We start from the raw sequence: 24,933 nt of genomic DNA, 5'->3' as shown, positions 1-24,933 counted from the left end.
CGGCCCGTCCGCCCGGCCCGGCCGTCCGTCCGGCCGGGACACGGGAAAGGGGCGCCCCCCTGGCGGTGGGGCGCCCCTGGTCACGCGGCGGGCGTCAGACGCAGTACGTCGACTCCTTGCCGATGGACCGGTACATGCAGTCCGCGTTCTCCAGCAGCTGGAGCACCGCGTCCTTGTTCCGGCTCGTCTCGCGCTCGATCACCTCGTCGGGCGGGTAGAAACCGCCCTCCCAGGAGGTCTCCGGGTACATCTCGAAGGTGTAGCCGAAGATCTTGTGCACGCCCCACAGCCAGTCGTCGATCGACCCGTCCGTGATGTAGAGGTCGCTCGACTGCTCCGGGGTGTAGCCGTTGCTGGTCGCCATCCTGCGGCCGACGGTCGCGAAGGCCGCCTGGTCGTCCGCGGTCAGGCCCGCGGCCGTGTCGGCCGTGGTCCAGCCGTACGGCCAGAGCACCAGCTCGCTGTACGTGTGGAAGTCGATCGCGGCCTTGATCTGCTGCTTGCCGCCGACCACCCGGCTCCGCACGAAGTCCGAGACCACCTTCACCTCGGGCGCCGACTCGGGCGCGGCACCGCGGTAGGTCTCGGAGGACTTGCTGCTGCTGGAGCCGCCGCAGCAGCCCCACTTGTAGTTCCAGTTGCGGTTCTCGTCCGTGCCGACGTACGAGGAACCCGAGTTGGGCTGGCGGTTCTTGCGCCACGAGCGGTACGAGCCGGTGGCGATGTCGTACTCGCCGCCGTCGGGGTTGAGGTCCGGGACGATCCAGATCTCGCGCTCGTTGACCATCTTGGTGATGCGGGCGTCGGAGCCGTACCCGGCGCCGAACTCGCGGAGCAGGTAGAGCGCCATCTCGACGGTCAGGTGCTCGCGGGCGTGCTGGTGGTGCGTGAAGAGCACCTCCGGCTCGGCCTCGTCGGTGCCGACGTTGTCGCTGATCTTGATCGCGATCAGGTCGCGGCCCTGGTACGACTTCCCGATCACCCGCTTGCTCATGATGGACGGGTACGCGGCGAGCCGGGTGTCGATCTCCGCGTTCATCTCGGCGTAGTTGTGGTACCGCGAGTCGGCCGAGGGGAAGTCCATCGGGGTGGCCGCGACGCCGGGGGCGTTGCGGTTCGCCGGCCCGGGCAGCGCCTGGAGGCGGTAGCCCATCGAGCGCAGCTTCTTCGCCTGCATCGGGTCGGCGCTGACGACGACCGTGTGGTCGCCGACCTCGTCGATCGACACACCCGTCCGGGCCAGCGCGGTCCGGTCGGCGGGCGTCGAGGGGCCGTGGATCTCGTACTGGACGATCGCCTCGTCCTGCGTCGCCGTCGACGGAACGGGAGCGGGCGAGGCGTTGGCGCTGACGCCGACGGCGGGTGCGCCGAGGGCGAGCGCGAGAAGGGCCGCGAGGGTGGCGGCCTTTCTGGGGCGTAGCCGCATTGAGGTCTCCTGGGGTCGGAGGTGTGGGGGTGGCTCCGTGCGGACGCGCACAGCGTGCGCTCATGACATGACCCGGTCAAGAGCCGGACTTCGGCCAAATCCGCACCCGTCCGCTAGACGTACACCCCCACACCCCTCACCCGGGGCGCGGCGCTCCCTCAGGGGAGGGCGTGGACCTTCGGGCCCACCGCATTGGACCAGGCGCTGCCGGCCTTGGCGTCCCAGTTCGTGGACCAGGTCATGGCTCCGCGCAGGCCGGGGTACGTCTTCGAGGGCTTGAAGGAGCCGCAGTTCGTGCCGCGGGCCAGGCAGTCCAGGGCGTTGTTGACGACGGCCGGGGAGACGTAGCCGCTGCCGGCGCCGCTGGTGGAGGCGGGCAGGCCCAGTCCGACCTGCGAGGCGTCGAGGCCGCCCTCCAGCTGGATGCAGGCCAGGGCGGTGAGGAAGTCCACCGAGCCCTGCGAGTACACCTTGCCGTCGCAGCCGAGCATCGCTCCGCTGTTGTAGTACTGCATGTTGACGACGGTGAGGATGTCCTTCACGTTCAGCGCTGTCCTGAAGTAGGCGTTCGAGGTCGACTGCATGTCGATCGTCTGCGGGGCCATCGTCAGGACCAGTCCCGGACCCGCCTTCTGGGAGAGGGAGCGGAGCGCCTGGGTCATGTAGGTGGCGTTGAGGCCGTTCTCCAGGTCGATGTCGATGCCGGAGAAGCCGTACTCCTGCATCAGGGCGTACGCGGAGTCGGCGAGGGCGTTGGCCGAGGCGGAGTCGTTGACGGTGATGGTGCCCTTCTCGCCGCCGATGGAGAGGATCACCGACTTGCCGGCCGCCTTCTTCGCGGCGATGTCGGCCTTGAACTGGGCGACCGTGTAGCCGCCGAGTCCGGCCGAGTCGAGGTTGAAGGTGATGGCGCCGGGCGTGGCGGTGGCGTCGGCGAAGGAGACCGCGATGATGTCGTACTGCGCGGAGACGTCGGAGATCCGCTGGACGGTCGCGCCGTTGTTGAAGTTCTGCCAGTAGCCGGTCAGGGCGTGCTTGGGCACGGACGGGTTGGGGTTGGTCCCGCCGCTGGTGGTCGTGGCGCTGACGGCGGGCGACTTCGGTCCCTCGCCGGCCGCGTTGTACGCGCTCACGGCGAAGGAGTACGTGGTGGACGAGGCCAGTCCGGTGACGGTGGTGCCGGTGGCTCCGGTGACCGTCTTCACCCGCTGGCCGTCCTGGTACACGTGGTAGCCGGCGGCCCCGGCGACCGCGTTCCAGGTGAGGTTCACGGAGGAGGCGGTCGGTCCGCCGGCGGCCAGGCCGCCGGGCGCGCCGGGCACGGAGGGGCCGGGGTCGGTGCCCCCGCCGCCGTCCGGGCCGAAGACGCTGAACTCGTCGGCGAGGTAGGCGGGCTGCCCGTACCAGCCGTGCGTGTAGACGGTCACCTGGGTGGTGTTCGCGCCGGTGGTGAAGGTGGTGGAGAGCTTCTGCCAGGCGCCGGTGCCGCCGGGGGTCCAGGTGGAGACGTCCGAGGTGCCGGTGCCGGTCGCGCCCAGGTAGACGTACGAGCCCTGCACCCAGGTGCTCAGCGTGTACGTGGAGCCCGGCTTGACGGTGACGGTCTGCGCGCATCGGGCGTTGTCCTGGCCGGAGGGGGTGGCCTTGAGCGCCGCGGTGCCGGTGTGGACGGGGGAGGAGACGGTGGTGCCGCTGCCGGCGGAGCAGGTCCAGTTGGCGAGGCCGTTCTCGTAGCCGCCGTTGCGGGCCACGTTGACGTCGGCCGCCCGGGCCGTGCCGGCGGCCAGGGCGGTGAGGCCCGTGGCCGTCAAGATGGCGGCGGAGAGCAGGGAGAGGGAGCGTATGCGGTTCACGAAGGCTCCGTGGGGGGAGTGTTGGCGGGGTTGGGGCGCCCGCCAACAAGTTGGTCCAGACCAATCGCCCTGTCAAGGGTCTGGGCGCCATTGCCCCGCAAGGGGAGGCGGTGACCGGGTTTGATCATGTGTTGGCATAGGTAAATCGGCCAGTGACTGAATTCCTGCGCTCCCGTCACATTTCTTTCCGGCCTGCGGGGTAGAACTGCGGGATCGCCCTCCGCACCCTCTTGTCCCGGTTTTCAGCCAACTGTGACCCGTCGTCAGTCCACGGGAAAGAACAAGGCCCTGCCCCGGCAGGTATGACGCGGATAAGGTGCTGGAGCAGGAGGGACGAGCAGTGATCATTTGCGGTCGCGCAGCACGTGCGCGCCCGCGGTGAACGGGGTGAACGGGGGATTCACGTGCCGACCGCCATCGCAGTCACCAGTGCCGACCTGGTGCTGCCCGCTCCCGACCGCCACACTCCGCCCGCGGTGACGCTCCGGTCCCCGGAGGCCGTGGACCTGGAGGGCTCGCTCGCCGAGACGGCGGCGCTGCTGGAGCGCCACGGCTACCTGGTGGTGGTCGTACCCGGCTCGCTTCCGGCCGCTTTCGTCCGCCGCCTGCACACCGTACGGGCGATTCTGGAGAGTGACCGGATCGCGCTGCTCGACATCGATCTGCCGCCCCTGGGCATCGCCCTGCTCGTGCGTCAGCTCCGCCAGCTCTCGATCTGCGACTTCAGCCCCGGCGTCCTCGCCTCGGCCGCCCGCCTGCTGGCGCACTACGTCTACGCCGGCGCCCTGCTCGGCAGCGTGGCCCGGCTGGACCGCGTACCCGTCAGCCTGAAGAGCCACGCCAAGTCCTGGATGCCGGGCTCGCAGTTCGCCGTGCTCGCCAACCCGCAGCCGCGCCTGGTCCGCCTCGGCGCCCAGGGCGCGGAACCCCTCCCGGGCCCCGAGTTCGGCACCCAGCTCACCTTCGCCCGCGGCCAGCTCACCTCCGAGTGGGTGGCCGCCGAACTCGCCCCCGCCTGGCAGGTCCAGGGGGTACTGGAGAGCCCGCTGCCGGCCGACTCGGCGGGCTGGTGGGGCACCCCGCGCCTGGTGGAGTTCGCGGCCGCCATCCCCGACATCTCCGTGCTGTACCAGCTGGTGGCGTCCGTACGCCGGGCCGACTGCCACTGGTGCGGCCTGGAGCTCATCGGCGACCGCTGCGGCTTCTGCCAGGCCCCGCTCGCCCCGCCACCGCTGGCGTCGGCCTCGTAGGGGCGTGGGGCGCCCGGCCGCCGCGACGGCCGGCGGGAGCCCGCACGGCCGCCCGAGCGCCCGCCCCCGCACCCGCCCCGACTCGACCGGAACCCGACCCGCCGCCGACCGCGACCCGAGACCGACCGCCCCGAACCGCTCCGAACCCGACCGGAATCCGACCGGAATCCGATCCGCCTCCGACCCCGGCCCCGAGACCGACCGCCCCGAACCGCCCCCCTCACGCCCGAGCACCACCCGCCCGACTCACGACCGACGAGGTAGCCCGGCTCATGAACTCACGCCAGCGACGCGGTGTCATCCTGCTCCTCCTCTCCGTCCTGTGCGCCTTCGCGGCCTTCGTCGGAGTCCTCTCCGTGATCAGCGACGTCAACTCCAAGGTCGGCCCCGAGGCCGTCGCGTACCGCGTCAAGAGGGACATAGCGCCGTACGCGGAGCTGTCCGCCGGCCAGTTCGAGCGGGTCAGGATCCCCAAGCGCTGGCTGCCCGACACCGCCGTCACCGACATCACGGCGGTCGAGCGGAAGACCGTGCTCACCACGCTCCAGGCCGGCTCGCTGCTCCAGGCCGACATGATCGTGGACCGGCCGCAGCTCAAGACGGGCGAGCAGGAGATCGCCATCATGATCGACGCCGAGACGGGCGTGGCGGGCAAGATCCACCCGGGCGACAAGGTCAACATCATCGCCACGTTCGAGGGCAAGAAGGACGGCGCCCCCGACGTCTCCAAGATCATCGTCACCAACGCCCGCGTCCTGAACGTCGGCAAGCTCACCGCCCTGGAGAACGAGGGCGACCGCCGCGGCACCTCCGAGGCCGTCCCGATCACCTTCGCCCTGGAGACCAAGGACACCCAGCGCGTCGCGTTCGCCGAGTCCTTCGCCGAGCACGTCCGGCTGGCCCTCGTCGCCCCCGGCAGCGACACCTCCCTGACCCCCGCCGAACGCATGTACACCCTCGAAGGGGACAAGTGAGGCCCGGATGACCACCCGTATCCTCCCGGCGGTCGGCGACCCGGACGCCGCCCGCTCCATCACCACCCTCCTCAGCCAGCTCCCGTCCGCGGAGCCCGGCGCGCCCGTCACCGACTCCACCTCGCTGCTCGACACCCTGGCCCGCCTCGCGGCCGAGTCCGTCGAGGAGCTGCCCGAGGTCGTCCTGGTCCACGAACGCATCGGCCCGGTCCCCGCCCTCGAACTCATCCGCGAGGTCGCGCTCCGCTTCCCGGCGGTCGGCGTCGTGCTGGTCACGGCCGACGCCGGCCCGGCCCTTTTCGCGGCGGCCATGGACTCGGGCGCCCGCGGCCTGATCGGGCTCCCGCTCTCGTACGAGGAACTCGCCGCCCGCGTGCAGGCCGCCGCCCAGTGGTCCGTCGGCGTACGCCGCCACCTGGGCCGCGGCGGCGACGTGTTCACCGGCCCCGGCGGCTCCGTCGTCACCGTCACCGGCGCCAAGGGCGGCGTCGGCACCACCTTCGCCGCCGTCCAGTTCGCCCTGGCCGCCGCCGCGTCGGGCCGCCGTACCGCCCTGGTGGACATGGACCTCCAGGCCGGGGACGTCGCCTCGTACCTGGACGTCCAGTTCCGCCGCTCGATCGCGGACCTCGCCGGGATCCAGGACATCTCCCCGCGCGTCCTCCAGGACGCGGTGTACGACCACAGGACGGGGCTGGCCCTGCTGCTGGCCCCCGGCGACGGCGAACGCGGCGAGGAGGTGAACGACCGTGCGGCCCGGCAGATCGTGAGCGCCCTGAGGAACCGGTACGAGCTGGTCGTCATCGACTGCGGCACGCAGATGAACGGCGCGAACGCGGCGGCGGTGGAGATGGCCGACGTCGCCGTCCTGGTGACCACCCCCGACGTGGTGGCGGTCCGGGCGGCCAAGCGCATGGTGCGCATGTGGGAGAGGCTCCAGGTCAGGAAGGCGGAGGAGACGGCGATGGTCGTGAACCGCCACACCAAGCACACCGAGATACAGCCCTCGCTGATCGAGAAGATCACCAAGACCAAGGTGGCCCGCATCGCGGTCCCGGCCGCCTACAAGGAACTCCAGGGCGTCGTGGACGCGGGCCGCGTCCAGGACCTCGACAACCGGTCGACGGTCAAGCAGGCCCTGTGGGGCCTGGCCGGCGAACTGGGCCTGACGAAGCCCTCGGACGACCAGCCCCGGCCCCCGGCCGGCCGAGGCGGCCAACTCGCCCTCCGCGCGGGCGGCGACCGCGGCTCGATCGGCCTGTGGAAGCGCCGCGGCACGGGAGGCCCGGCACTGCCGGCGGGGGAGGGGGACTGAGCATGTCCGGGATACGGAGGCCCGGGCCCGCGGCCGGCTCGGACCGGGGGCAGACGGCGGTGGAGTTCGTGGGCACGTGGCCCTTCATCCTGCTGGTCGTCGCGGCCGTCTGGGAGTGCGTGCTGATCGGCTACGCGTTCATCCTCGTCGGCAACGCGGCCGACGAGGCGTCCCGCGCCGGTGCCGTGCACGGCAGCGCCGCCTGCCAGGCGGCGGCCGAGGAACACATAGCCGCCTCATGGGGTGTGACCGCGAACTGCCCCCGCAACGGCGGACACCTCTACTGCGCCTCGGTCACGGTCAAGGTGCCGGTCCTCTACCCCGGGCTCGACCTCGGAGGCATGACCATCACCGCCCGCGGCGGAGCAGTGGACGAGCGGACGGAGGACTGAGATGAGGGAAAGGAACGGACGCGACCGCGGGCAGGTCCTCATCGAGTACGCCGGCTTCCTGCCGCTGCTGCTCCTGATAGCGGTCGCGGGCCTCCAGATCGGGTACGTCGCGTACGCGTACGAGCAGGCCGGCACCGCCGCCCGCGCCGCGGCCCGCTACCAGGCGCTGCACGGCAGTAACGGGGCCGCGGCCGGCCGGGCCGCGATCAACGGGGGCCTCGCCGAGCACTCCACCATCACCGTGGACAGCTCCGGCCACCGGGTCACGGCCGAGGCGCGGCTCCGCATCACCTCGATCGTGCCGGGCCTGAGCTTCGACGACGCCGTCCGCACCGCCACCATGCCGAAGGACGCCGAATGACGTTCCGCGAGGGCCGGGGCGGCCTGAGCGCCCGCATCCAGTCCCCCGAGGAGCACCACAGCGCCCGGGAGGACGGCCACCTGGTCGCCGCGTACCGGGCCAAGCTCCTGGAGGAGATCGACCTCGCGGAGATGTCCTCGCTCGCCACCACCGAGCGCAGGGCCCGCCTGGAGCGCGTACTCGGCCACATCATCAGCCGCGAGGGGCCGGTCCTCTCCACCGCCGAGCGGTCGCAGCTGATCAGGCGCGTCGTCGACGAGGCGCTCGGCCTCGGCGTCCTGGAGCCGCTCCTGGAGGACGCCTCGATCTCCGAGATCATGGTCAACGGACCCGACCACATCTACGTGGAGCGGGCCGGCCGCGTGGAGCAGCTCCCCCTGCGCTTCGCCTCGCACGAGCAGCTGATGCAGACCATCGAGCGCATCGTCTCCACGGTCAACCGCCGCGTGGACGAGGCCAACCCGATGGTCGACGCGCGCCTGCCCAGCGGCGAGCGCGTGAACGTCATCATCCCGCCGCTGTCCCTGACCGGCGCCACCCTGACCATCCGGCGCTTCCCGCGGGCCTACACCCTCCAGGAGCTGATCGGCCTCGGCTCCCTCGACGAGCACATGCTGTACCTGCTCGCCGGCCTGGTGCAGGCGAAGATGAACGTGATCGTCTCCGGCGCCACCGGCACCGGGAAGACCACGCTCCTCAACGCCCTCTCCGGCCTCATCCCCGAGGGCGAGCGCATCATCACCATCGAGGACTCCGCCGAGCTCCAGCTCCAGCAGTCCCACGTCATCCGCCTGGAGACCCGGCCCGCGAACGTCGAGGGCAAGGGCCAGATCACCATCCGCGACCTGGTCCGCAACTCCCTCCGCATGCGCCCCGACCGGATCATCGTCGGCGAGGTCCGCGGCGGCGAGACCCTCGACATGCTCCAGGCCATGTCCACCGGCCACGACGGCTCGCTCGCCACCGTCCACGCCAACAGCGCCGAGGACGCGCTGATGCGCCTCCAGACCCTCGCCTCGATGTCCGAGGTCGAGGTGCCCTTCGTCGCGCTCCAGGACCAGATCAACAGCGCCGTCGACGTCATCGTGCAGCTCACCCGCCACGCGGACGGCTCCCGCCGGATCACCGAGATCGCGATCCTCGACTCCCACGGCCGGGAGCCGTTCCGCATCACCTCGGTCTGCCGGTTCCTCGCCCAGCCCGTCGCCGGCGACGGACGGGTCTACGGCCACTTCGAGTACCACCCGCTCCCGCGCCGCATCGCCGACCGCCTGTACATGAACAACCAGCCGATTCCGCAGGCCTTCGGGGTCGCCGTGACAGAGGACCAGCTCACCACCCGGACCGCCGGCTAGCCGTACCGGCACCACACGACGAGGAAGCCGCCACCCGCCATGAACAACATCGCACTGCTCACGATCGGCGTGACCCTGCTGGGCAGCGTCCTGGTGGTCCTCGGCGTGCACGCCTACACCACGGGCAGGGCGCAGCGGGCGGCGCTGATCGACCGGCTGTCGTCGGCCGGCCGGATCGAGTCCGGGGGCCGTCAGCGCAGGTTCCGCGGGGTGGACCGCAGACTGCGCAGGACGCGGCTGGGGCTCGCCATCGAGCGCAAACTCGCCGCGACCGGCCTCGACCTCACCCCGGGCGAGTTCTTCGTCTACATGCTGGGCGGGGTCCTCGGCGTCTGGCTGATCGCCGCCTCCCTGCTGGCCGCCTTCTTCGGACCGGTGGCGGGCCTCATCGGCCTCTGGGGGGCCAACGCCTTCCTCAACTGGCAGCGCGGCAAGCGCATCGAGAAGTTCATCAACCAGCTCCCGGAGCTGTCCCGCATCCTCGCCAACGCCACCCAGGCCGGCCTCGCCCTCCGCACCGCCATCGCCATGGCGGCCGACGAGCTGGAGGCCCCGGCCGGCGAGGAACTCGCCCGCGTCGCCGACCGGCTGGCCGTCGGCGCCTCCATCGACGACGCGCTCGGCGAGCTGGCGGACCGGCTCCCCTCCCGCGAGCTGGTCGTGCTGGTCACCACCCTCGTCCTGTCCAGCCGGGCCGGCGGCGCCATCGTCGGCTCCCTGCGGAACCTCACCGTGACGCTGGAGCAGCGCAAGGAGACCCGGCGCGAGATCAAGACCCAGCTCTCCCAGGTCACGGTCACCGCGTACGCCGTACCCGTGATCGGCCTCGGATCGCTGCTGATGGTGGACGCGATGATGCCCGGCGCCCTCGACCGCATGACCGGCGCCTTCATCGGCCAGACCGCCGTGATCATCGCCATCGGCCTCTTCACGGCCGGCTTCGTCATCATCCGCCGCCTGTCCAAGATCGACGTCTGAGGGAGCAGCCCATGACCGCCCTCCTGCTCGCCCTCGCCGCCGCCCTCTGCGTGATGGGCGCCTTCCACGGCATCCGGATGTACCGGGCCGAGGTGAAGCTGCCCTCGGACCTCGTCCTCGCCCTGGAGGTCGGCGCCACCCGCACCTCCGCCGCCGGCTCCGTCATCGACCGCATGGGCATCCGCTACGCACCCGCCGTGCTGCGGATGATGGGCCCGGCCAGGGTCAACAAGAAGCGCAAGCAGATCGACATGGCCGGCAACCCCGGCGGCCTCACCATCGACCGCTACGCCGCCCGCCGCGCCGTGTACGCCGCCCTCGGCGGGGCCGGCGCCTTCGCGATGCTGATCAACGGGCAGCTCGTACTCGCCCTGCTCATGGTGGGCTTCGGCGCCTTCTGGATCGAGGTCGGCCTCTGGTCCGCCGTCCGCGTCCGCCGGGACGACATCGAGCGCACCCTGCCCGACTTCCTCGACGTCCTCGCGGTCGTCGTCAGCGCCGGCCTCAGCTTCCGCCAGGCCCTGGAGCGGGTCGCGGACAAGTACCGGGGCCCCTGGTCGGACGAGGTACGGATCACCCTGCGCCAGATGGACATGGGCGTCAGCCGCCGCCAGGCCTTCGACGAACTGCGCCAGCGCAACGACAGCGAGCAGGTCGCCCAGTTCGTCACCGCCCTCCAGCAGGGCGAGGAGCTCGGCTCCCCGATCGTGGAGACGCTCATCCAGATCGCCGAGGACATGCGCCGCGCCGACGCCCAGAACGCCCGCCGCCGGGCCGCCCGCGCCGTCCCCAAGGCCACCTTCGCCGTCACCACGTTCATGCTGCCCGGCACGCTCATCCTGCTGGTCTGCGGGTTCATCTACGGCGCCAACCTCGACTTCGACGCCTTCCTGGGCGGGTGAGCGGCGGTGTACTCCGGCACGACGAACCCGACCCTCCAGCTCCGCGGCCCGCTGCGCGAGCTGGAACGGGTGCGCGCCCTCCCGCAGCAGCAGCCCGCCCCCGCCCTGTCGATCCAGATCAACGCCCTCCAGGCCATGTGCCGCCAGGTCTTCGGCTTCCGGCTGGCGATGATCGCCCTGGGCACGCCCTTCGCCCTCGGGCACACCGCCCCGGGCCTGGCGACCTGGCTGGTCGGCGGCGCCGTCCTGGTCACCTTCATGGGCTCGTACCTGCTCTTCCGCGACTGGGAGCGCTTCGGTCCGCTGCTGCTGAAGTACCGCTGGGTGCTGGCCGTCGACATGTTCTTCAGCACCCTGCTGCTGGTCACGGCCACGCCGGAGTCCCCGCTGGGCTTCGTGATCGTCTGCACGCCGCTGCTGGCCGGCCTGGTCTACGGGTGGCGCGGCTCCGCGATCTACGCCGCCCTCCAGGCCTGCGCCGTCGCCGGGGTGTACGCGGCCGACTCCGACCTGAACGCCACGGCCGTGGGCGCCGTCATGCTGCCGGGCCTCTGCCTCATCGCGGGCGCCGTGGGCGTGGCCCTGCGCAACCTCCTCTTCCGCTTCGGCACCGCCAGCCAGGCCCTCACCGAGACCCGGGCCCGGCTCGCCGTCACCGAGGCCGTGGGCGAGGAGCGGTCCCGCCTCGCCCGGGAGATGCACGACTCGGTGGCCAAGACGCTGCACGGCCTCGCCCTGGCCGCGGACGGGCTGGCCGCCTCGGCCGGCCGCATGGACCCGCTCACCGTGAAGCACCAGGCCGAACTGGTGGCCCGCTCGGCCCGCCGGGCGGCCGCCGAGTCACGCGAACTGCTGGCCGACCTGCGCCGCGACGGCGACCTGGACGGCGGCGTCCAGGTCGGGGACGAACTCGACGCACGGGTACGTGACTTCGGTGCGCGGACCGGCATCCCGGCCGAGTTCCGCCGGCTCGGATCCGCTCCCGTACCCGCCGTCCCGCACACGGTCGCCCGCGAACTCCTCACCGTCGCCTCCGAAGCCCTGGAGAACGCCCACCGGCACGCCCGGGCCACGCACGTCGTCGTCGAGGCCGGCATCGTCAACAGCCTGCTCCGCATCAGCGTGCTGGACGACGGGACGGGCCTGCCGCCCGGCACCACCCTCGAAGAACTCCGCAGGTCCGGCCACTTCGGCCTGGTCGGCATGGTCGAGCGCGCCGCCTCCATCGGCGCCCGCATCCGCATCGGCCGCGGCCGCACCGCCTCCGGCACGGAGGTGCGCCTCGACCTGCCGGTCGCGGCCCTGACCCCGCACTAGAACCGACCGCTCACCCACGCTCCCGCAACCCACGAGAGGAGGCGGCACCCATGCCGGACGACCCGTTCCACGTGTCCCAGCACCGCAGCTCCGGAGCCGCATCGCTCCGCTCCGAGCACACGCCCGCCCACCTGCCGGTTCCCCAGCCGGCCCCGGCGTTCCCCGATCCCTTCCGGTCCCCTCCGCTCCGCGTGGTCGTCGCCGACGACAACCCCGTCGTACGGGCGGGCCTCACGGTCCTGCTCGGCGGCCGCGAGGACATCCAGGTGGCCGCCGAGGCCACCGACGGCCGCCAGGCCGTCCAACTCGCCCAGCAGCACCGCCCGGACGTGGTCCTGCTCGACGTGCGGATGCCGGGCGTCGACGGCATCTCCGCGCTGCCGTACCTGGTGCAGATCGCGCCCGTGATGATGTTGACGTACAGCCGCGAGGACGAGATCGTCCGTGAGGCGCTGAGGCTGGGCGCCGGCGGGTACCTGGTGCACGGCGAGTTCACCGCGGACCAACTGGTGCAGGCCGTACGGGACGTGAAGGAGGGCCGGGCCCACTTCACGGCCACGGCCGCGAGTGCGTTGCTGGCGCAAGTGCGGGAGGGGGCGACGGAGCGGGGTCCGCTGCCGGAAGGTCTGGGGCAGTTCTTCGCGACGGGGGTTCCGTATGCCGGGATTCCCCAGCACACCCCTTCGCAAACGCAACCACATATGGCACAGTCTTCTGAGCGGGCACACAATCGCACCGGTTTCGGGCTGAGTTCGAGGGAGGTGGAGATCATGGACCTGATCGCATCCGGGATGAGCAACCAGCAGATCGCCGCCACCTGCTTCATCAGCGAGAAGACGGTCAAGAACCACATCAACCGCATCTTCGCGAAGCTCCACACCGCCAGCCGCAGCGAGGCCATCGCGGTCTGGCTGGGCACGGCCCGCCCGGGGACGGGCCATGCGTGAGCGCCACCCGGGCCCGGGGGCCCACGCCGCGGATTGGGCCCGGGGTTGGGCCCTGGGGCCCTCGGGCGGGAGGGGCTCCCGGTCGTACGTTTCTCGTGTCGAAAGCGGCACCGGCGAAGACGCCGGGAATGCCGCAGGCACTACAGAGACTTGCGCGTCGGCCGATCACCGGTCGGCCGGACCGGGAGGGGAATCCCATGTCGAACGACAAGATGCTCAAGGCCGCCGTCGACACCAAGATCCGCGTGAACGGCTGGGCCAACACCGCGGTGACCCGCATTCAGAAGCGGTACGCGAACCTGGACCGCGGCCAGACGGCCTTCGAGTACCTGGGCATCATCCTGGTCGTGGTGGCGCTGATCCTCGCGATCGTCGCGTCGGGCATCGGGACGGCGATCACCACCAAGATCAAGGAGCAGGTGGACAAGATCAAGGCCGGCTGATCTTGCGCCTCGGTCTCAAGCAGGACAAAGGGCAGGCCTTCCCCATCTACGTCGTAGTGGTGGCGGGCCTGCTCTTTGCCGCGTTCGCTTTCTTCGCCGTCGGCATGGCCTCCGCCACCCGAAGCACGGCGCAGGGCGCCGCTGACGCCGCCGCCCTCGCCGCGGCCACGGACGCCCGCGACCACCTCAAGCCCGGCCTCAGTCTCGGACTGCTCAAGCGGGAGGACTGGGAGAAGCTCCTGAAGGGCGAGCTCCTGGATCTGGAGGGGGCCTGTGGTGCGGCGAGTGCCTTCGCCGGCGAGAACCACGCGTCCTTGCAGTCCTGCTCGGTCGTGCTCCCGCGCTTCGAGGCGTCGGTGAAGACCGACAAGGCGGTCGGCGAGTCCGTGGTCCCGGGGACCAGCACCATGCACGGCACGGCGGATGCCGCCGCCGTGATCGAGCCGCGGTGCCGGCTGGGCGACGACCCGGTGGACCCCGGCGACGGCGACGACCCGCCCCCCGGGGACGACGAGGACGACGACGAGCCCAAGCCCTTCGATCTCAAGTGCAAGGGCGGGGACGTGACGTTCGATCCCCTGAACCCGGATCCCTGGCGCGAGCTGGCAAAGCTCCTCTTCAGCGTGCGACTGGTCGACTAAGAGCGAACGACAGACAAGGAAGCGGCACACATGAGCATTCGGCAGACGATGAAGGTCCGCGGGGGAGCGGCCGCTGTAGCCATGGCGGCAGCGCTGACCCTCACGTTGGCCGGTTGCGGTGGCGGGGACGACGGCAAGCAGCCCGACAAGGCCGGCCAGTCGTCCGCCGCGAAGCCCCAGGGGAGCGGGGAGAAGAGTCCCGATGCCGAGAACACCCCCGACCAGAGCCAGGTCCTGGCAACGGCGAAAGGCGATGGCGGCGTTGAGCTGATCATCAACTCGGCCAACCGAGACCAGGGGGGCTTCCTCACGGTCAGTGGCAGCATCAAGAACTCCGCGAGCGAGAACTACAACGGCACCTCGGCCTGGCGCGGGAACGAGGAGGGTGTCAGCGCGAGCGGCGACTCGGTAGCCGGCGCCATGCTCACCGATTCCGTGGGCAAGAAGCGCTACTACGTGCTCCGCGACACGGACGGCAAGTGCCTCTGCACCATGGGTCTCGTCAGCATCAAGGCAGGTCAGTCCGTGCCCTTCTTCGCCCAGTTCCCCGCGCCCCCCGAGGGCACTGCCCAGGTGGACTTCCAGCTCCCCACCTTCGCCACCGCGACGATCAAGATCTCGGGGTGACCCCATGACCGAGAACGCCAACCGCCGGCGTCAGGGGCCATCGCGCCTCGCCGTGACCGCCATCGCCGCAGCCCTCGTCATCGGGGGTGCCAACGTCGTTGCCGCCACCGCGGCGAGGGCCGACGACAGGCCCTCCGTGCCGCCCGGCACCGAGGCGTCGTCTCAGCCCGACGTCCCCATCGACTCCAACTCACCCGGTCTCAAGCTCCCCCAAGGCGCCACCCTCGCCCCGCCCAAGGTGCTCGACATCGCCCAGGTCGTCGAGGACCTCGGCGGCGAGGAGCGCCGCCAGGACACCAACGAGACGATCATGATGGCGCTCCAGGCGGAGGTGCTGTTCCCCAAGGACAGCGCCGTCCTCAACGCCCAGGCCACCGCCCGCATCCAGGCCATCGCCGCCGAGATCAACAAGCAGAAGGCCACCAAGGTCCGGGTCTTCGGGTTCACCGACAACCTCGGCACCTACGAGCACGGCAAGGTGCTCTCCAAGCAGCGCGCCGACGCCGTCCAGCGGCAGCTCGCCAAGGACCTCGACCCCGGCATCACCTTCGACATCCGCGGCTACAGCGAGGACTACCCGATCGCGGACAACGGCAGCGAGGAAGGCCGCAAGAAGAACCGCCGCGTCGAGATCTCCTTCCCGCGCGGTGAGGGCGGCCAGTAGCCAGGGAAGAAGCAGTACAGGAACGAACGAACCCACCGGCCCCGCACCGTCGGTCCACGCACGAACCGGCCCCGCCACCCACCCGGCGGGGCCGGTTCTGCCACGTGCACGCGCAGCAGCCAGGGGGAGACGAAGCGATGGCCGGTTCAGGTACAGCCTTGAGACGCGGGTACGGGCATGGGTACGGAGGGGACGGGCGGCCCGGGGCCGGTTCGGGGATGCCCACGCAGCTGCGGGCCGTCGTGGTCCTGCTCTACAGCCAGCTCCTCGTACCGCTCCTGATCGTCCTCGCGCTCGCCCACCCCGAGAGCCGCGCCTGGTTCGGGATCGGACGCGGAGGAGGAAGGGGCGGGGACAGGGGGCAGAGTGCCGTCGAATACCTGGGCATCGTCCTCGTCGTGGTCCTGATCATCGGTGCGATGGCGGTCAGCAGTGTGGGCGGCCAGGTCACCGGCCGCCTTGAGCAGGCCGTGTGCGCCCTGGGCGGTGGCGGGTCCTGTGGCGGGGACGGTACGGGCGACCTCGCCGGCAAGCCCCTCATCAGGCCGGAGCCCAACCCCACCGGCGAGCCCGGTCCGGGCGAGGGCAACGGCCGCCAACGCGAAGGGGACGACAGCTCCGACGGCCGGCGGCGCGCGAGCGGCGGCCTCGAAGGCGGCAGCACGGCGGCGGGTCTGGGCGGCGGCGCCATCGGCGGTCTCGGGGGAGCGCTGGGTGGCATCGGGGCCGGCGCCGTCGGCGGCGGCGGTGGCGGCGCGCTCGGCGGCGTCGGCGGCGGTGCCGTGGGCGGTGGCGGCGGCGGGGCCCTGGGCGGCGCCGGCGGAGGCGCGGCCACCACGGAGGGCCAACTGGCCACCGACGGTGGTACGGAGGGCCGACGGCACGCCACCTCCGGCGCCACCCAGGGGCAGCGCGGCATCGGCGAGGGCGCCACCCAGGGGCAGCGCGGCAGCGGAGACGGCGGCCGGGAGGGCACCCGACGCCGGGCCGGCGACTTCCTCCGGGACGCCGGCGCCATCCTCGTCCCCGGGTACGGCGCCGGAGGCATCGGCGGCGCGGGCGGCGCCATCGGGAACGCCGCACGCGGCTAGGGCCAGGACCCGGCGGCCGTGAACGTGGAGGTGCCGAGCTCGAAGCCGAACGGCCCGGGGACGCGCACCCGCTCCCCGAACGAGACGGTCGTCCGGGACCAACCGCGCGGAGAAGGGGCGGAGGGCCAGGCGCTTCCTCAGCCCAGTGCGCCAGGGGTCGCGCCGCCCGGGGCCCGGCCCGGGCCCCCCGGCCGGGTGAGGAGCAGCTCCGCCACCTCCCGCGCCTGCGCGGCCGGTGCCGGTGTGGGGGAGGCGGCCACGCCCGCCACCACCGTCGCCCCCTCCACCAGCACCATCAGCCGGTCGGCGAGGTCGTCACCCCCGCCCACGCCCTCCGCGAGCTCGCCCAGGAACTGCCGCAGCCGCGCCTTGTGCGTCCGTACGACCTCGGTCACCGCCGGCACCGCGGTGCCCAGCTCCCCGTACGCGTTCAGGAAGGCGCACCCGCGGAAGCCGGGCTCGGCGAACCACTCGCCCAGCCAGTCGAAGACGGCGAGCACCCGCTCGCGGGCGTCCGGGCGCGCGAGTACGTACGTACGCAGCGAGGTCGTCCACCGCTCGTCCCGGCGCTCCAGGTACGCCGCCACGAGCGCCTCCTTCGCCGGGAAGACCCGGTACAGCCGCTTGAGCGGGACGCCGGACTCGGCCCGCAGCCGGTCCATGCCGACGGCCTGCACGCCGTGGGCGTAGAAGAGCGTCTCGGCGGCGTCCAGCAGCCGGGTCCTGGTCTCGGTGTCGGTGCTCATGCCGCCATTATCGCTTGCGCGGAGAACGTTCGTTCTCTAGGCTCCGAAAGGAAAGGAGAACGAACGTTCTCCACCCCTCCCCGCCCCTGAAGGGATCCGCCATGAGCCCGCGCCCGCCCCTGCCGCCGTTCACCGAGGAGTCCGCCCGCGCCAAGGTCCAGGCCGCCGAGGACGCCTGGAACACCCGCGACCCCGAGCGCGTCGCCCTCGCCTACACCGAGGACTCGGTCTGGCGGAACCGCGACCGCTTCCTGACCGGCCGCGACGAGATCCGCGCCTTCCTGCGCGAGAAGTGGCAGCGCGAGCTGGACTACCGGCTGCGCAAGGAGCTGTGGGCGTACACCGGCAACCGCATCTCGGTCCGCTTCGAGTACGAGTGGCACGACGCGGACGGCCAGTGGTGGCGCAGCCACGGCAACGAGCAGTGGGAGTTCGACGGGGACGGGCTGATGCGCCGCCGCGAGGCGAGCATCAACGACGTCCCCATCGACGAGACCGACCGCCGCCTGTGACCCCTCGCCGCCGACGGGGCCTGCGGCGGCGCACGCGCGGCCTCCGCCCTACAGCAGGTGGTCCGCCTTGCCGGCCTTGATGTCCCGGATCAGCTGCCGGAGCGCTTCGCCGGAGTCGGTGAGGTACCGGTCCTCACTCCCGGCGAGGGCGATGTAGCTGTTGCCGTCCGAGTCCGTGCCGATGCGGTAGCAGCTCGCGCCCTCGCCGCAGAACGGCTCTTCCCAGGTGATGTCGACCATCGGGTCTCCTCAGAGTTCGCTTGCCAGCCGTCGGATGAAGTCGCGCGAGGCGCCGGGGGTGAGACTGAGCCGCTCCATCCAGTCCAGATGCGCCCGGTACTTCGTGAGCTGGGTGTCCGCGTGCAGGAAGTCCGGGCCGTGCGTGCTGTCCACCTGCACGGTGTCGAGCTGCGGCACCCTTCCCTCCACGTAGTTGACCGTCTGGCCCGCGCCCGGGAAGCCACCGGCCTCGAAGGTGAGCACCCGCAGGGTGACGTTGTCGTGCTCGGTCATGTGGAGCAGGTGCTCCAACTGGGCCTTGGCCACCTTCGGCCCGCCGAACTGCATGCGCAAGGCCGCCTCGTGGACCACTCCCGTGTACTCGGGGGCGCCGGCGCCCTCCAGTACCTGCTGCCGCTCCAGGCGGTGGGCCAGCCGCAGCGCCACCTCCGGCTCGGGGAGGGCGGGCACGACGAAGCGGAACACCGCGAGCGCGTGGTCGCTGGTCTGCAGCAGCCCCGGGATGTGCACGGAGTGCGCGTACCGCATGCGGCGGGCATGGGCCTCCAGCTCGGCGATGTCCAGAACGGCCGCCGACAGCGATCCCCGGTACCGCTCCCACCAGCCCCGCTGCCGCGGCTGCGCCATCTCCACGAGGGCGGCGATGTACTGCTCGTCGGCGCAGTCGCAGTGGCACGCCAGTGTCCGCAGGCGCTCCTCGCTGATGGTGCGGATGCCCGACTCGATGGCGGACACCTTGGAGCGGTCCACGCCCAGGAGGCCGGCCGCGGACTCGGCCGAAACCCCCGCCGCCAGCCGCATCTTGCGCAGCTCGGCGCCGAGTCGTCGCTGCCGCTGGGTGGGTGACGTCCGCTGGGCCATGGGGGCCAGTCTGCCCCGGCGGGTGGCGCTCGGGCCACGCGTTGGTCCAAGTTCCTTGATCGGGTGGCCAAAAGGCCACCCTCCCCTCTACATTGAGTAACGCACCGCTCACGCAACGGGAGTTGAAGCGCGTCGGATGGGTATGCCCATGCCTACCGACAGGCCACAACCACCACACCCGCACCGCGTAGCCACTCGTGCGCGTCGAACTCGCCACGCCCCATCAGTCACGTATGCCACAAACGCCACGTCACTCAAGGGAGTCCGCGATGCTCAGCCCCTTCCTGCCCGCGTCCCGCGCCACCGGCTGCCCCGCCTCACCCCCGGCAGCGGCCCGTACGGACGCACCGCCGCCCGAAGGGCTCGCGTGCAGCCTGACCGTCCCTGGCGAGCCGTACAGCGGGCGCATCGCGCGCAGTACGGTCACCGCCGCCCTCCGCGCGCACCGCATGGACCGCTTCGTACCCGTTGCCGAGCAGATCACCGGCGAACTGGTCGCGGCCGCCTGCCACCTGAACCCCGGCCAGGAGCTCTACCTCTCCGCCCGCTACCGCGACGACGCGCTCCGGCTGATCGTCTACGACGGCCACGCGTCCCACGAGCACCCGCGCCTGGCCGCCGCCTGCGAGGCCCGCCGCCGCTCCGCGCTCCGCCTCCTGGCGGTCGTCGTCCGCGAATGCGGCGGCGACTGGGGCTTCGGCGACTCCCGCGAACCGGGTGGCGGCACCCGCACCTGGGTAACCCTCCCCCGCAAGGGCGCCCACGCCTACTGGACCCCGCAGCGCGGCTGACGGGAAGTTCATGGCAGAGCGCCGTCGCCGGAGGCGCGCGACGGCGACGAAATACGGGTGGACCGGCGCTCGACCGACGCCGGCACCGGGTGAGGGCCGGGGCGGGGGAGGGCCTCGCGGAACGGACGGGACGCGGATAAAGGCCTGGTGGGGCTTTGGTCCCTGGTTCGGTTTGTTGCCGTTTGGTCATGGAGGTCGCTGCAACCTCCCGTTGGGGGGTCACGTCATCATGGGCGGGAGGAACGACGGATGAAGATGGCGAAGATACGCAAGCCGAAGTACACCAACCAGGCCGTGGTCGTGGCCTCGGCCCTCGCGCTCGCGGCGGCCGTGTGGGGCGCGACGCAGATCACGGCGTCCGAGGCCGGGTCCCACGGCGGTACGAGGCCCGCGGCCCGCGACAAGGGGCAGCCGGACGCGAAGAACCCCGCCGCGCCCCCGGCGCTCAGGCAGGTGCCGCAGGGCATCGCGCACGAGCCGCAGGGCGGCGGCGACGCGGTGAACGTGACCATCGACGACGGGCCCGACCCGACCTGGACGCCCAAGGTGCTGGAGGTGCTGAAGGAGCACCAGGTGAAGGCGGTCTTCTGCATGGTCGGGCCGCAGGCCCAGGCGTACCCCGGCCTCGTCAGGCGCGTCGTCGCCGAGGGGCACCGGCTCTGCGACCACACCATGTCCCACGACACCGGCATGGACAAGAAGCCCGTGGCGTACCAGGAGAGGGAGATCCTGGACGCGAAGAAGCTGATCGAGCAGGCCGCCGGCGGGTCGGCGAAGGTGGACTACTACCGCGCGCCCGGCGGGGCCTTCACCCCCGACAGCCGGCGCATCGCCGCCGCCAACGGGATGCGGCCGCTCGGCTGGAACGTCGACACCAAGGACTTCGAGAAGCCGGGCGTCTCCGCGATCATGCACAACATCCACAAGGAGCTGCCGAAGAAGGGCGGCACCGTGCTCTTCCACGACGGCGGCGGCAGCCGCGGCCAGACCGTCACCGCCCTGGACCGGTTCCTGGGTGAGCTGAAGGAGCAGGGACGGAAGACCGACTTCCCCGTGTGGGACAAGCCCGGTTCCTGACACGCCCGCCGTCCGGCGACCGGGTGAGGGTCGGTGGATCGGGGGCCCTCCGGGTGTTCCCTGAGGAATGCCCGTTCCCCCTGCCCCGAGGAGCCCCCGTGTCCATCGCCCCCGGCAAGCTCAGCGACCCCGCCGTCGCCGCCTTCGTGGCGGCCGTCAACAGCCACGACCGGCAGGCGTTCTTCGACCTGCTCACGCCCGACGCGACCATGTCCGACGACGGGTCGGAACGCGACCTGAAGGAGTGGACCGACCGCGAGATCTTCGACTCGAACGGCCACATGGACGTGCAGACCGAGTCCGACGGCGGCCGGGCCCTGGTCGTCGGCTACCGCAATGACGCCTGGGGCGAGATGCGGACCCTGTGGCGGTTCACCGTCACCCAGGGAGGCAAGGTCAGCCGCTTCGAGACCGGCCAGGCCTGAGGCGGTACCGCCCGAGGGCCCGTACGCCCCACCCCCGGCGGGTCAGCCCAGCCGGCCCGCCACCTCCACCGCCACCCGCGCGAACCGGTCGTTCTCCGGCGCCGCACCGCCCGGGAAGGCGAACCGGCGGCGCGTGTACGCGTACGCCAGCCCCGTGGCCGGATCGGCGAAGGCGTTGGCCCCGGCCGCGCCGCTGTGCCCGAAGGCCCGGTCGCCCACCGCCGGCTGCCGCTCGAAGCCCAGGCCGAAGGCGTCCTGCTGGGGCACGACCGCGTCCGCGCCCGGCGTGGTCAGCCGCGCGCACTCCGCCGCCGTCTCCGGCTCCAGCAGCTCCAGCGCGGCCGCGTACATCCCGGCGATCCCGCGCGCCGTGCCCACCCCGCCCGACGAGGCCGGGCCGCCGGCCCGGACCCGCCGGTCGTTGGCGAAGTCCACCAGGTCCAGCCGCGGCTCGGTGTTCCAGTTGAAGGCGACCAGCTGCAGCTCGCCCGGCCCGCCCAGCGCCGCCCGCGCCGCCAGCTGCTCGTTCGTCGGCAGCATCGGCAGGATCGGCGCCCAGCGCTCCTCCAGCTCCTCCGGCAGCCCGATGAAGAAGTCCAGGCCGTACGGGATCCGGAGCCGCTCGTCGTACTCCTCGGCCACCGTACGGCCCGTCACCCGCCGTACCAGCTCGCCGGTCAGGGCCCCGATGGTCATCGCGTGGTACCCGTACTTCGTCCCCGGCTCCCAGTACGGCTCCGCCCGCACCACCCGCGCCGCGAGGGCCGCGTCGTCCGTCAGCTCCTCGTACGTGAAGCCGCCCTCGACGCCGATCAGCCCCGACCGGTGCGCCAGCAGCTCGCGCACGGTCAGCCGCTCCAGCCCGTGCCCGGCGAACTCCGGCCAGTACGCCGAGACCGGCCGGTCCAGGTCGATCCGGCCCTCCTGCACGAGCAGCGCCACCACCAGGTGCGCGGCGCCCTTGGTGATCGAGTAGACCGTCCCGAGCGTGTCCGGGCCGGTGTCCTCGCCGGTCCACAGGTCCACCACCCGGAGGCCCTTGTGGTGCAGGACCAGCTGCGCCTCGGGGGAGTGCCGCTCGCCGGCCACGAACGCGGCCAGCTCGTCCCGTACGGGCTCCCAGCCGGGCGCTACCTGCCCGTGGACACCGTCGCCCGCTCCCCGGACACCGCCCTGCACGTCCTCGTTCCCCGCCTCGGTCATGTGAGTTCCCCCTGTGATCGGTTCCGGCGATCCTTGACCGGAGACCGTCGAAGATCGACTCATATCATGAATCCGTGACCCCTCAGGAGCCCGCCCGGCCCTTACGGGTGAACCCCGCACGGCCCACGTAACGGCCCCGCACGCGCGCTCCGTTGTCCCGGCATGAAGCGCATCCGGCTCGCCCTCGTGACCACCGCCGCAGCCCTCTTCACCCTCACCCCGGCGCTCACCGCCGCCGGGGCCCCGGCCGCCGCCCCGCCCTCGGGGTCGTACGTACAGGACCCGGCAGGGGACAAGATGCGGCAGGAGTGGTCCGAGGACGGCCGCCGGCGGCTCGACGGGCAGTTCCGCCTCCACTCGGGCCTGCAGATGGCGAAGAAGCAGAAGCCGGGACCCAAGGGTGCGCCCGAGTGGGGCGGCCAGGTGGGGGACCCCGCGACGGCCCGGTACGAGCCGGCCTTCGAGTTCGCGTACGAGGTGCACAGCGCGGCCGTGCTGAGGAAGAGCGTCCTGGCGGGCAAGAGCGGCACGCACGACGTGACCCTGCGCGCCGTGCTGCGCGACGCGCGCGGCGGACTGGTGGCGGAGTTCGAGGAGGCGAAGGCGGGGCGGCACCACACGCTCCGCACCACCCACCCCACCGGCAAGCGGGTCGCCTGCGACACCGGCGTCTACACCGCGGAGTGGAGCATCAGCCGCACCGGTCCCGACGCGCAGACCGTCACCGTGGCCGGCCGGGTCACCTGGGACTCCAGCTGCGAGCAGCTCCGCAAGAGCCTCGGCTAGGGCCGGGGACGGCGAGGGCGGGAGCAGGAGGGGGCGGGTCGGCCCGCGGGCGCCTTGTGGGTGCGGTGCGGGCGACGACCGCCTGGGCGTCGGATCGACGCCGCGGGGTCCATGCTGCCGCGTCGGGGTGGCCGCGGCACGGGTCCGAAGTCCTGTCCGGGCGGGACCTTGCGCACGTGGTACGGGGAGACGTGCGGCTGGTGTCCCGGCGGACCGGCGGACCGGCGGACCGGACAAGCGGAGGGCCGGCGGACCGGCGGACCGGAGGACCGGACGAGCGGACCGTCAGCCGTCCTGCTTCTTCTTCGAGGTGCCGCGGGCCTGCTCCGCGATGTCCTCCAGCACGGCCTTCGGGTCGGAACCCGGGGCGACCGCGCGGCCGATGTTGTGCTTGATCGTGTCGCTGACCTTCAGCCAGGACGGCTCGTTCACGGGGTAGAGCTGCGCCCCGCGCAGGGCGGTGAGGAAGTTCTGGTCCACCTCGTCGGCCGCCGCGTCCTTCGAGACGCGGGTGGCGGAGGTGGTCGAGGGCAGCAGGTGGTACCGGCTCGCGAACTCGTTGAGGTTCTTGTCCTCGTAGAGGAAGTCGAGGAAGGAGCCGACGCTCTCGCGGTTGCCGTTCTGCTTGAACGCCATCATCCAGTCCGCGACGCCCATGGTGGGCGGGGTCTCGCCCTTGGGCAGCCAGTCCGCCACCGGCATTTCCACCGTGCCGACCGGAATTCCCTTCGCCTTCGCCTCGTGGGCGAGCGACGGATATCCGTTGAGCATGCCGACCTCGCCGCGCAGGAAGGCCGCGAAGGCGTCCTTGCGGTTCAGCCTCCCGGGGGCGACGGGGCCGGTGAGGCCCTTGCCGACGAGGTTGTCCCGGAGCCAGACGAAGGTCTGGGTGTTGGCGTCCGAGGCGATGGCGTAGCCGCCGCCGCTGTTGGCCCAGCCGCCGCCGTTGCTCAGCTCCCAGATCATCGCCTCGGCGTGGGCCTCCTCCGGGCCGAGCGGCAGCGCGTACGGGTACGCGACGCCGTCGTCCTTGAGGGCCTCGGCGGCCTTCTTCAGCTCCTTCCACGTCCTCGGCGGCTCGATGCCCGCCTTGTCGAAGAGCTCCTCGTTGTAGAACAGCAGCCGGCTGCTGGCCACGAAGGGCAGTCCGTACAGCCGGTTCCCCACCGACCCGGCCTCCGCCAGCGGCGGCAGGAAGTTCGCCTCCGCCGACACCGACAGCAGCTCACTGGCCTCGTACAGCTTGTCCTGGGCCGCGAAGTCGGAGTACGCGCCCATCAGGGCCATGTCGGGGGCGTTGCCGTCGGCGACCCGCCGGGTCACCTCGCGGTCGATCTCCGCCCAGGGCAGCAGCTCGACCTCGACGCGGATGCCGGGGTGCTCCTCGCGGTAGGCCGCGGTCACCTTGTCCCAGAAGGGCTTGGCGCTGGTGCCGGGGGAGTCGCCGTACTCGGCGGCCACCAGGCGGAGGACGACGTCGTCGCCGGATCCGGCGGAACTGCCGCAGGCGGTGAGGGTGCTGAGCAGGCCGAGCGCGGCCGCCGAAGCGGTCACGCCGAAGATTCTTCGTCGCACGGTCGAAAACCCCTGAAATTCTTTGGTTCCGGTTATTGCTTATGGGTTGCTCAGGGCTGCCGTGTCCCTCGGTGTCCCGTTGCGCCCGGAATTCTCTCCCGTATTCGGCGGGATCTGGCCTTTCGGGCCGCAGGTGTGGGGGTTGCCCCAACTGGCCGAATTCCCACTGGTGTTTTCCGAC

27 protein-coding genes are annotated in these 24,933 nt (G+C 71.9%); 20 read left to right on the top strand and 7 right to left on the bottom strand.

Going from position 1 to position 24,933, the window contains the following annotated elements; all coding sequences use genetic code 11:
• Window positions 1-94: 94 nt before the first annotated feature.
• On the bottom strand, window positions 95-1,426 hold the full coding sequence (locus ACIQUR_RS13175; RefSeq protein ID WP_403662905.1) for a M14 family metallopeptidase: 1,332 nt from the start codon (window positions 1,424-1,426) through the stop codon (window positions 95-97).
• A gap of 158 nt (window positions 1,427-1,584) precedes the next feature.
• Complete coding sequence (locus ACIQUR_RS13170; protein ID WP_403662902.1) at window positions 1,585-3,279, bottom strand: chitinase; 1,695 nt, start codon at window positions 3,277-3,279, stop codon at window positions 1,585-1,587.
• A 404-nt stretch (window positions 3,280-3,683) separates the two neighbouring features.
• Between ACIQUR_RS13170 and ACIQUR_RS13165 the strand changes: the two genes are divergently transcribed.
• The 15 genes from ACIQUR_RS13165 to ACIQUR_RS13095 all read left to right on the top strand — a co-directional run bounded on the left by ACIQUR_RS13165 (window position 3,684) and on the right by ACIQUR_RS13095 (window position 16,536).
• Window positions 3,684-4,529 (top strand): hypothetical protein, encoded by an 846-nt coding sequence (locus ACIQUR_RS13165; RefSeq protein WP_403662899.1) that lies wholly within the window; start codon window positions 3,684-3,686, stop codon window positions 4,527-4,529.
• A gap of 272 nt (window positions 4,530-4,801) precedes the next feature.
• Window positions 4,802-5,503 (top strand): Flp pilus assembly protein CpaB, encoded by a 702-nt coding sequence (gene cpaB / locus ACIQUR_RS13160; RefSeq protein WP_403662896.1) that lies wholly within the window; start codon window positions 4,802-4,804, stop codon window positions 5,501-5,503.
• Between the two features lie 7 nt (window positions 5,504-5,510).
• The gene (locus ACIQUR_RS13155; RefSeq protein WP_403662893.1) at window positions 5,511-6,818 is read left to right on the top strand and encodes a CpaE family protein; all 1,308 of its coding nucleotides are present in this window, start codon (window positions 5,511-5,513) and stop codon (window positions 6,816-6,818) included.
• A gap of 2 nt (window positions 6,819-6,820) precedes the next feature.
• The gene (locus ACIQUR_RS13150; protein ID WP_403662890.1) at window positions 6,821-7,210 is read left to right on the top strand and encodes a TadE/TadG family type IV pilus assembly protein; all 390 of its coding nucleotides are present in this window, start codon (window positions 6,821-6,823) and stop codon (window positions 7,208-7,210) included.
• Between the two features lies 1 nt (window position 7,211).
• Window positions 7,212-7,571: a TadE/TadG family type IV pilus assembly protein gene (locus ACIQUR_RS13145; RefSeq protein WP_403662887.1), complete on the top strand. Its 360-nt coding sequence runs from the start codon at window positions 7,212-7,214 to the stop codon at window positions 7,569-7,571.
• Window positions 7,568-8,926, top strand: a complete 1,359-nt coding sequence (locus tag ACIQUR_RS13140) for a CpaF family protein (RefSeq protein ID WP_403662884.1) — start codon at window positions 7,568-7,570, stop codon at window positions 8,924-8,926. Before ACIQUR_RS13145 ends, ACIQUR_RS13140 begins: the two co-directional genes overlap by 4 nt.
• Before the next feature lie 39 nt (window positions 8,927-8,965).
• A complete protein-coding gene (locus ACIQUR_RS13135; RefSeq protein WP_403662881.1) occupies window positions 8,966-9,904 on the top strand; it encodes a type II secretion system F family protein in 939 nt (312 codons plus the stop codon).
• 11 nt (window positions 9,905-9,915) lie between these two features.
• Window positions 9,916-10,806 carry a DUF5936 domain-containing protein gene (locus ACIQUR_RS13130; protein WP_403662878.1) on the top strand — a complete coding sequence of 297 codons (891 nt, stop codon included), beginning with the start codon at window positions 9,916-9,918 and terminating at the stop codon, window positions 10,804-10,806.
• Between the two features lie 6 nt (window positions 10,807-10,812).
• Window positions 10,813-12,123 carry a sensor histidine kinase gene (locus ACIQUR_RS13125; RefSeq protein WP_403662875.1) on the top strand — a complete coding sequence of 437 codons (1,311 nt, stop codon included), beginning with the start codon at window positions 10,813-10,815 and terminating at the stop codon, window positions 12,121-12,123.
• Window positions 12,124-12,173: 50 nt separating this feature from the next.
• On the top strand, window positions 12,174-13,070 hold the full coding sequence (locus ACIQUR_RS13120; RefSeq protein WP_403662872.1) for a response regulator: 897 nt from the start codon (window positions 12,174-12,176) through the stop codon (window positions 13,068-13,070).
• Between the two features lie 212 nt (window positions 13,071-13,282).
• Window positions 13,283-13,513, top strand: a complete 231-nt coding sequence (locus tag ACIQUR_RS13115) for a hypothetical protein (protein ID WP_403663903.1) — start codon at window positions 13,283-13,285, stop codon at window positions 13,511-13,513.
• A gap of 2 nt (window positions 13,514-13,515) precedes the next feature.
• Window positions 13,516-14,154 carry a pilus assembly protein TadG-related protein gene (locus ACIQUR_RS13110; RefSeq protein ID WP_403662869.1) on the top strand — a complete coding sequence of 213 codons (639 nt, stop codon included), beginning with the start codon at window positions 13,516-13,518 and terminating at the stop codon, window positions 14,152-14,154.
• Between the two features lie 30 nt (window positions 14,155-14,184).
• The gene (locus ACIQUR_RS13105) at window positions 14,185-14,781 is read left to right on the top strand and encodes a hypothetical protein (protein ID WP_403662866.1); all 597 of its coding nucleotides are present in this window, start codon (window positions 14,185-14,187) and stop codon (window positions 14,779-14,781) included.
• Between the two features lie 4 nt (window positions 14,782-14,785).
• Entirely contained in the window at window positions 14,786-15,445 is a 660-nt protein-coding gene (locus tag ACIQUR_RS13100; RefSeq protein WP_403662863.1) for an OmpA family protein, read from the top strand.
• A 218-nt stretch (window positions 15,446-15,663) separates the two neighbouring features.
• Complete coding sequence (locus tag ACIQUR_RS13095) at window positions 15,664-16,536, top strand: hypothetical protein (protein ID WP_403662860.1); 873 nt, start codon at window positions 15,664-15,666, stop codon at window positions 16,534-16,536.
• A 137-nt stretch (window positions 16,537-16,673) separates the two neighbouring features.
• On the opposite strand, the gene ACIQUR_RS13090 is transcribed toward ACIQUR_RS13095, so the two are convergent.
• Window positions 16,674-17,282: a TetR/AcrR family transcriptional regulator gene (locus ACIQUR_RS13090; protein WP_403662857.1), complete on the bottom strand. Its 609-nt coding sequence runs from the start codon at window positions 17,280-17,282 to the stop codon at window positions 16,674-16,676.
• 101 nt (window positions 17,283-17,383) lie between these two features.
• Here ACIQUR_RS13090 and ACIQUR_RS13085 point away from each other — a divergent pair, with 101 nt between their 5' ends.
• Window positions 17,384-17,794, top strand: coding sequence for a nuclear transport factor 2 family protein (locus tag ACIQUR_RS13085; protein ID WP_403662854.1), 411 nt, complete (start codon window positions 17,384-17,386; stop codon window positions 17,792-17,794).
• A 48-nt stretch (window positions 17,795-17,842) separates the two neighbouring features.
• Here the strand turns inward: ACIQUR_RS13085 and ACIQUR_RS13080 are convergent, their stop codons facing one another.
• Window positions 17,843-18,034: a hypothetical protein gene (locus tag ACIQUR_RS13080; protein WP_403662852.1), complete on the bottom strand. Its 192-nt coding sequence runs from the start codon at window positions 18,032-18,034 to the stop codon at window positions 17,843-17,845.
• Window positions 18,035-18,043: 9 nt separating this feature from the next.
• Window positions 18,044-18,895 (bottom strand): helix-turn-helix domain-containing protein, encoded by an 852-nt coding sequence (locus tag ACIQUR_RS13075; protein WP_403662849.1) that lies wholly within the window; start codon window positions 18,893-18,895, stop codon window positions 18,044-18,046.
• Window positions 18,896-19,164: 269 nt separating this feature from the next.
• On the opposite strand from ACIQUR_RS13075, the gene ACIQUR_RS13070 reads away from it, so the two are divergent.
• From ACIQUR_RS13070 to ACIQUR_RS13060, 3 genes are all read left to right on the top strand, one after another.
• Window positions 19,165-19,686 carry an ATP-binding protein gene (locus ACIQUR_RS13070; RefSeq protein WP_403662846.1) on the top strand — a complete coding sequence of 174 codons (522 nt, stop codon included), beginning with the start codon at window positions 19,165-19,167 and terminating at the stop codon, window positions 19,684-19,686.
• A gap of 255 nt (window positions 19,687-19,941) precedes the next feature.
• Window positions 19,942-20,763, top strand: coding sequence for a polysaccharide deacetylase family protein (locus tag ACIQUR_RS13065; RefSeq protein ID WP_403663900.1), 822 nt, complete (start codon window positions 19,942-19,944; stop codon window positions 20,761-20,763).
• Window positions 20,764-20,861: 98 nt separating this feature from the next.
• Complete coding sequence (locus ACIQUR_RS13060) at window positions 20,862-21,188, top strand: nuclear transport factor 2 family protein (RefSeq protein ID WP_403662843.1); 327 nt, start codon at window positions 20,862-20,864, stop codon at window positions 21,186-21,188.
• A 42-nt stretch (window positions 21,189-21,230) separates the two neighbouring features.
• On the opposite strand, the gene ACIQUR_RS13055 is transcribed toward ACIQUR_RS13060, so the two are convergent.
• Window positions 21,231-22,391, bottom strand: coding sequence for a serine hydrolase domain-containing protein (locus tag ACIQUR_RS13055; RefSeq protein ID WP_403662840.1), 1,161 nt, complete (start codon window positions 22,389-22,391; stop codon window positions 21,231-21,233).
• 162 nt (window positions 22,392-22,553) lie between these two features.
• On the opposite strand from ACIQUR_RS13055, the gene ACIQUR_RS13050 reads away from it, so the two are divergent.
• Window positions 22,554-23,177 (top strand): hypothetical protein, encoded by a 624-nt coding sequence (locus ACIQUR_RS13050; protein ID WP_403662837.1) that lies wholly within the window; start codon window positions 22,554-22,556, stop codon window positions 23,175-23,177.
• Window positions 23,178-23,462: 285 nt separating this feature from the next.
• On the opposite strand, the gene ACIQUR_RS13045 is transcribed toward ACIQUR_RS13050, so the two are convergent.
• Complete coding sequence (locus tag ACIQUR_RS13045) at window positions 23,463-24,731, bottom strand: extracellular solute-binding protein (protein ID WP_403662834.1); 1,269 nt, start codon at window positions 24,729-24,731, stop codon at window positions 23,463-23,465.
• Between the last annotated feature and the right edge of the window lie 202 nt (window positions 24,732-24,933).

The sequence above is a fragment of the Streptomyces sp. NPDC101132 genome, from assembly GCF_044759225.1.
Lineage (GTDB): Bacteria > Actinomycetota > Actinomycetes > Streptomycetales > Streptomycetaceae > Streptomyces.
The sequence above is the reverse complement of the archived record's forward strand: the minus strand, read 5'-3'. Positions and strand labels throughout refer to the sequence as shown.

Excerpts from the sequence above, each read along its gene's own strand:
- ACIQUR_RS13175 (WP_403662905.1), bottom strand. The coding sequence starts at position 1,426 with ATGCGGCTACGCCCCAGAAAGGCCGCCACCCTCGCGGCCCTTCTCGCG.
- ACIQUR_RS13115 (WP_403663903.1), top strand. The coding sequence starts at position 13,283 with ATGCTCAAGGCCGCCGTCGACACCAAGATCCGCGTGAACGGCTGGGCC.
- ACIQUR_RS13150 (WP_403662890.1), top strand. The coding sequence starts at position 6,821 with ATGTCCGGGATACGGAGGCCCGGGCCCGCGGCCGGCTCGGACCGGGGG.
- ACIQUR_RS13075 (WP_403662849.1), bottom strand. The coding sequence starts at position 18,895 with ATGGCCCAGCGGACGTCACCCACCCAGCGGCAGCGACGACTCGGCGCC.
- ACIQUR_RS13145 (WP_403662887.1), top strand. The coding sequence starts at position 7,212 with ATGAGGGAAAGGAACGGACGCGACCGCGGGCAGGTCCTCATCGAGTAC.
- ACIQUR_RS13070 (WP_403662846.1), top strand. The coding sequence starts at position 19,165 with ATGCTCAGCCCCTTCCTGCCCGCGTCCCGCGCCACCGGCTGCCCCGCC.
- ACIQUR_RS13105 (WP_403662866.1), top strand. The coding sequence starts at position 14,185 with ATGAGCATTCGGCAGACGATGAAGGTCCGCGGGGGAGCGGCCGCTGTA.
- ACIQUR_RS13120 (WP_403662872.1), top strand. The coding sequence starts at position 12,174 with ATGCCGGACGACCCGTTCCACGTGTCCCAGCACCGCAGCTCCGGAGCC.
- ACIQUR_RS13095 (WP_403662860.1), top strand. The coding sequence starts at position 15,664 with ATGCCCACGCAGCTGCGGGCCGTCGTGGTCCTGCTCTACAGCCAGCTC.
- ACIQUR_RS13155 (WP_403662893.1), top strand. The coding sequence starts at position 5,511 with ATGACCACCCGTATCCTCCCGGCGGTCGGCGACCCGGACGCCGCCCGC.
- ACIQUR_RS13085 (WP_403662854.1), top strand. The coding sequence starts at position 17,384 with ATGAGCCCGCGCCCGCCCCTGCCGCCGTTCACCGAGGAGTCCGCCCGC.
- ACIQUR_RS13055 (WP_403662840.1), bottom strand. The coding sequence starts at position 22,391 with ATGACCGAGGCGGGGAACGAGGACGTGCAGGGCGGTGTCCGGGGAGCG.
- cpaB (WP_403662896.1), top strand. The coding sequence starts at position 4,802 with ATGAACTCACGCCAGCGACGCGGTGTCATCCTGCTCCTCCTCTCCGTC.
- ACIQUR_RS13080 (WP_403662852.1), bottom strand. The coding sequence starts at position 18,034 with ATGGTCGACATCACCTGGGAAGAGCCGTTCTGCGGCGAGGGCGCGAGC.
- ACIQUR_RS13135 (WP_403662881.1), top strand. The coding sequence starts at position 8,966 with ATGAACAACATCGCACTGCTCACGATCGGCGTGACCCTGCTGGGCAGC.
- ACIQUR_RS13130 (WP_403662878.1), top strand. The coding sequence starts at position 9,916 with ATGACCGCCCTCCTGCTCGCCCTCGCCGCCGCCCTCTGCGTGATGGGC.
- ACIQUR_RS13065 (WP_403663900.1), top strand. The coding sequence starts at position 19,942 with ATGGCGAAGATACGCAAGCCGAAGTACACCAACCAGGCCGTGGTCGTG.
- ACIQUR_RS13100 (WP_403662863.1), top strand. The coding sequence starts at position 14,786 with ATGACCGAGAACGCCAACCGCCGGCGTCAGGGGCCATCGCGCCTCGCC.
- ACIQUR_RS13140 (WP_403662884.1), top strand. The coding sequence starts at position 7,568 with ATGACGTTCCGCGAGGGCCGGGGCGGCCTGAGCGCCCGCATCCAGTCC.
- ACIQUR_RS13050 (WP_403662837.1), top strand. The coding sequence starts at position 22,554 with ATGAAGCGCATCCGGCTCGCCCTCGTGACCACCGCCGCAGCCCTCTTC.
- ACIQUR_RS13090 (WP_403662857.1), bottom strand. The coding sequence starts at position 17,282 with ATGAGCACCGACACCGAGACCAGGACCCGGCTGCTGGACGCCGCCGAG.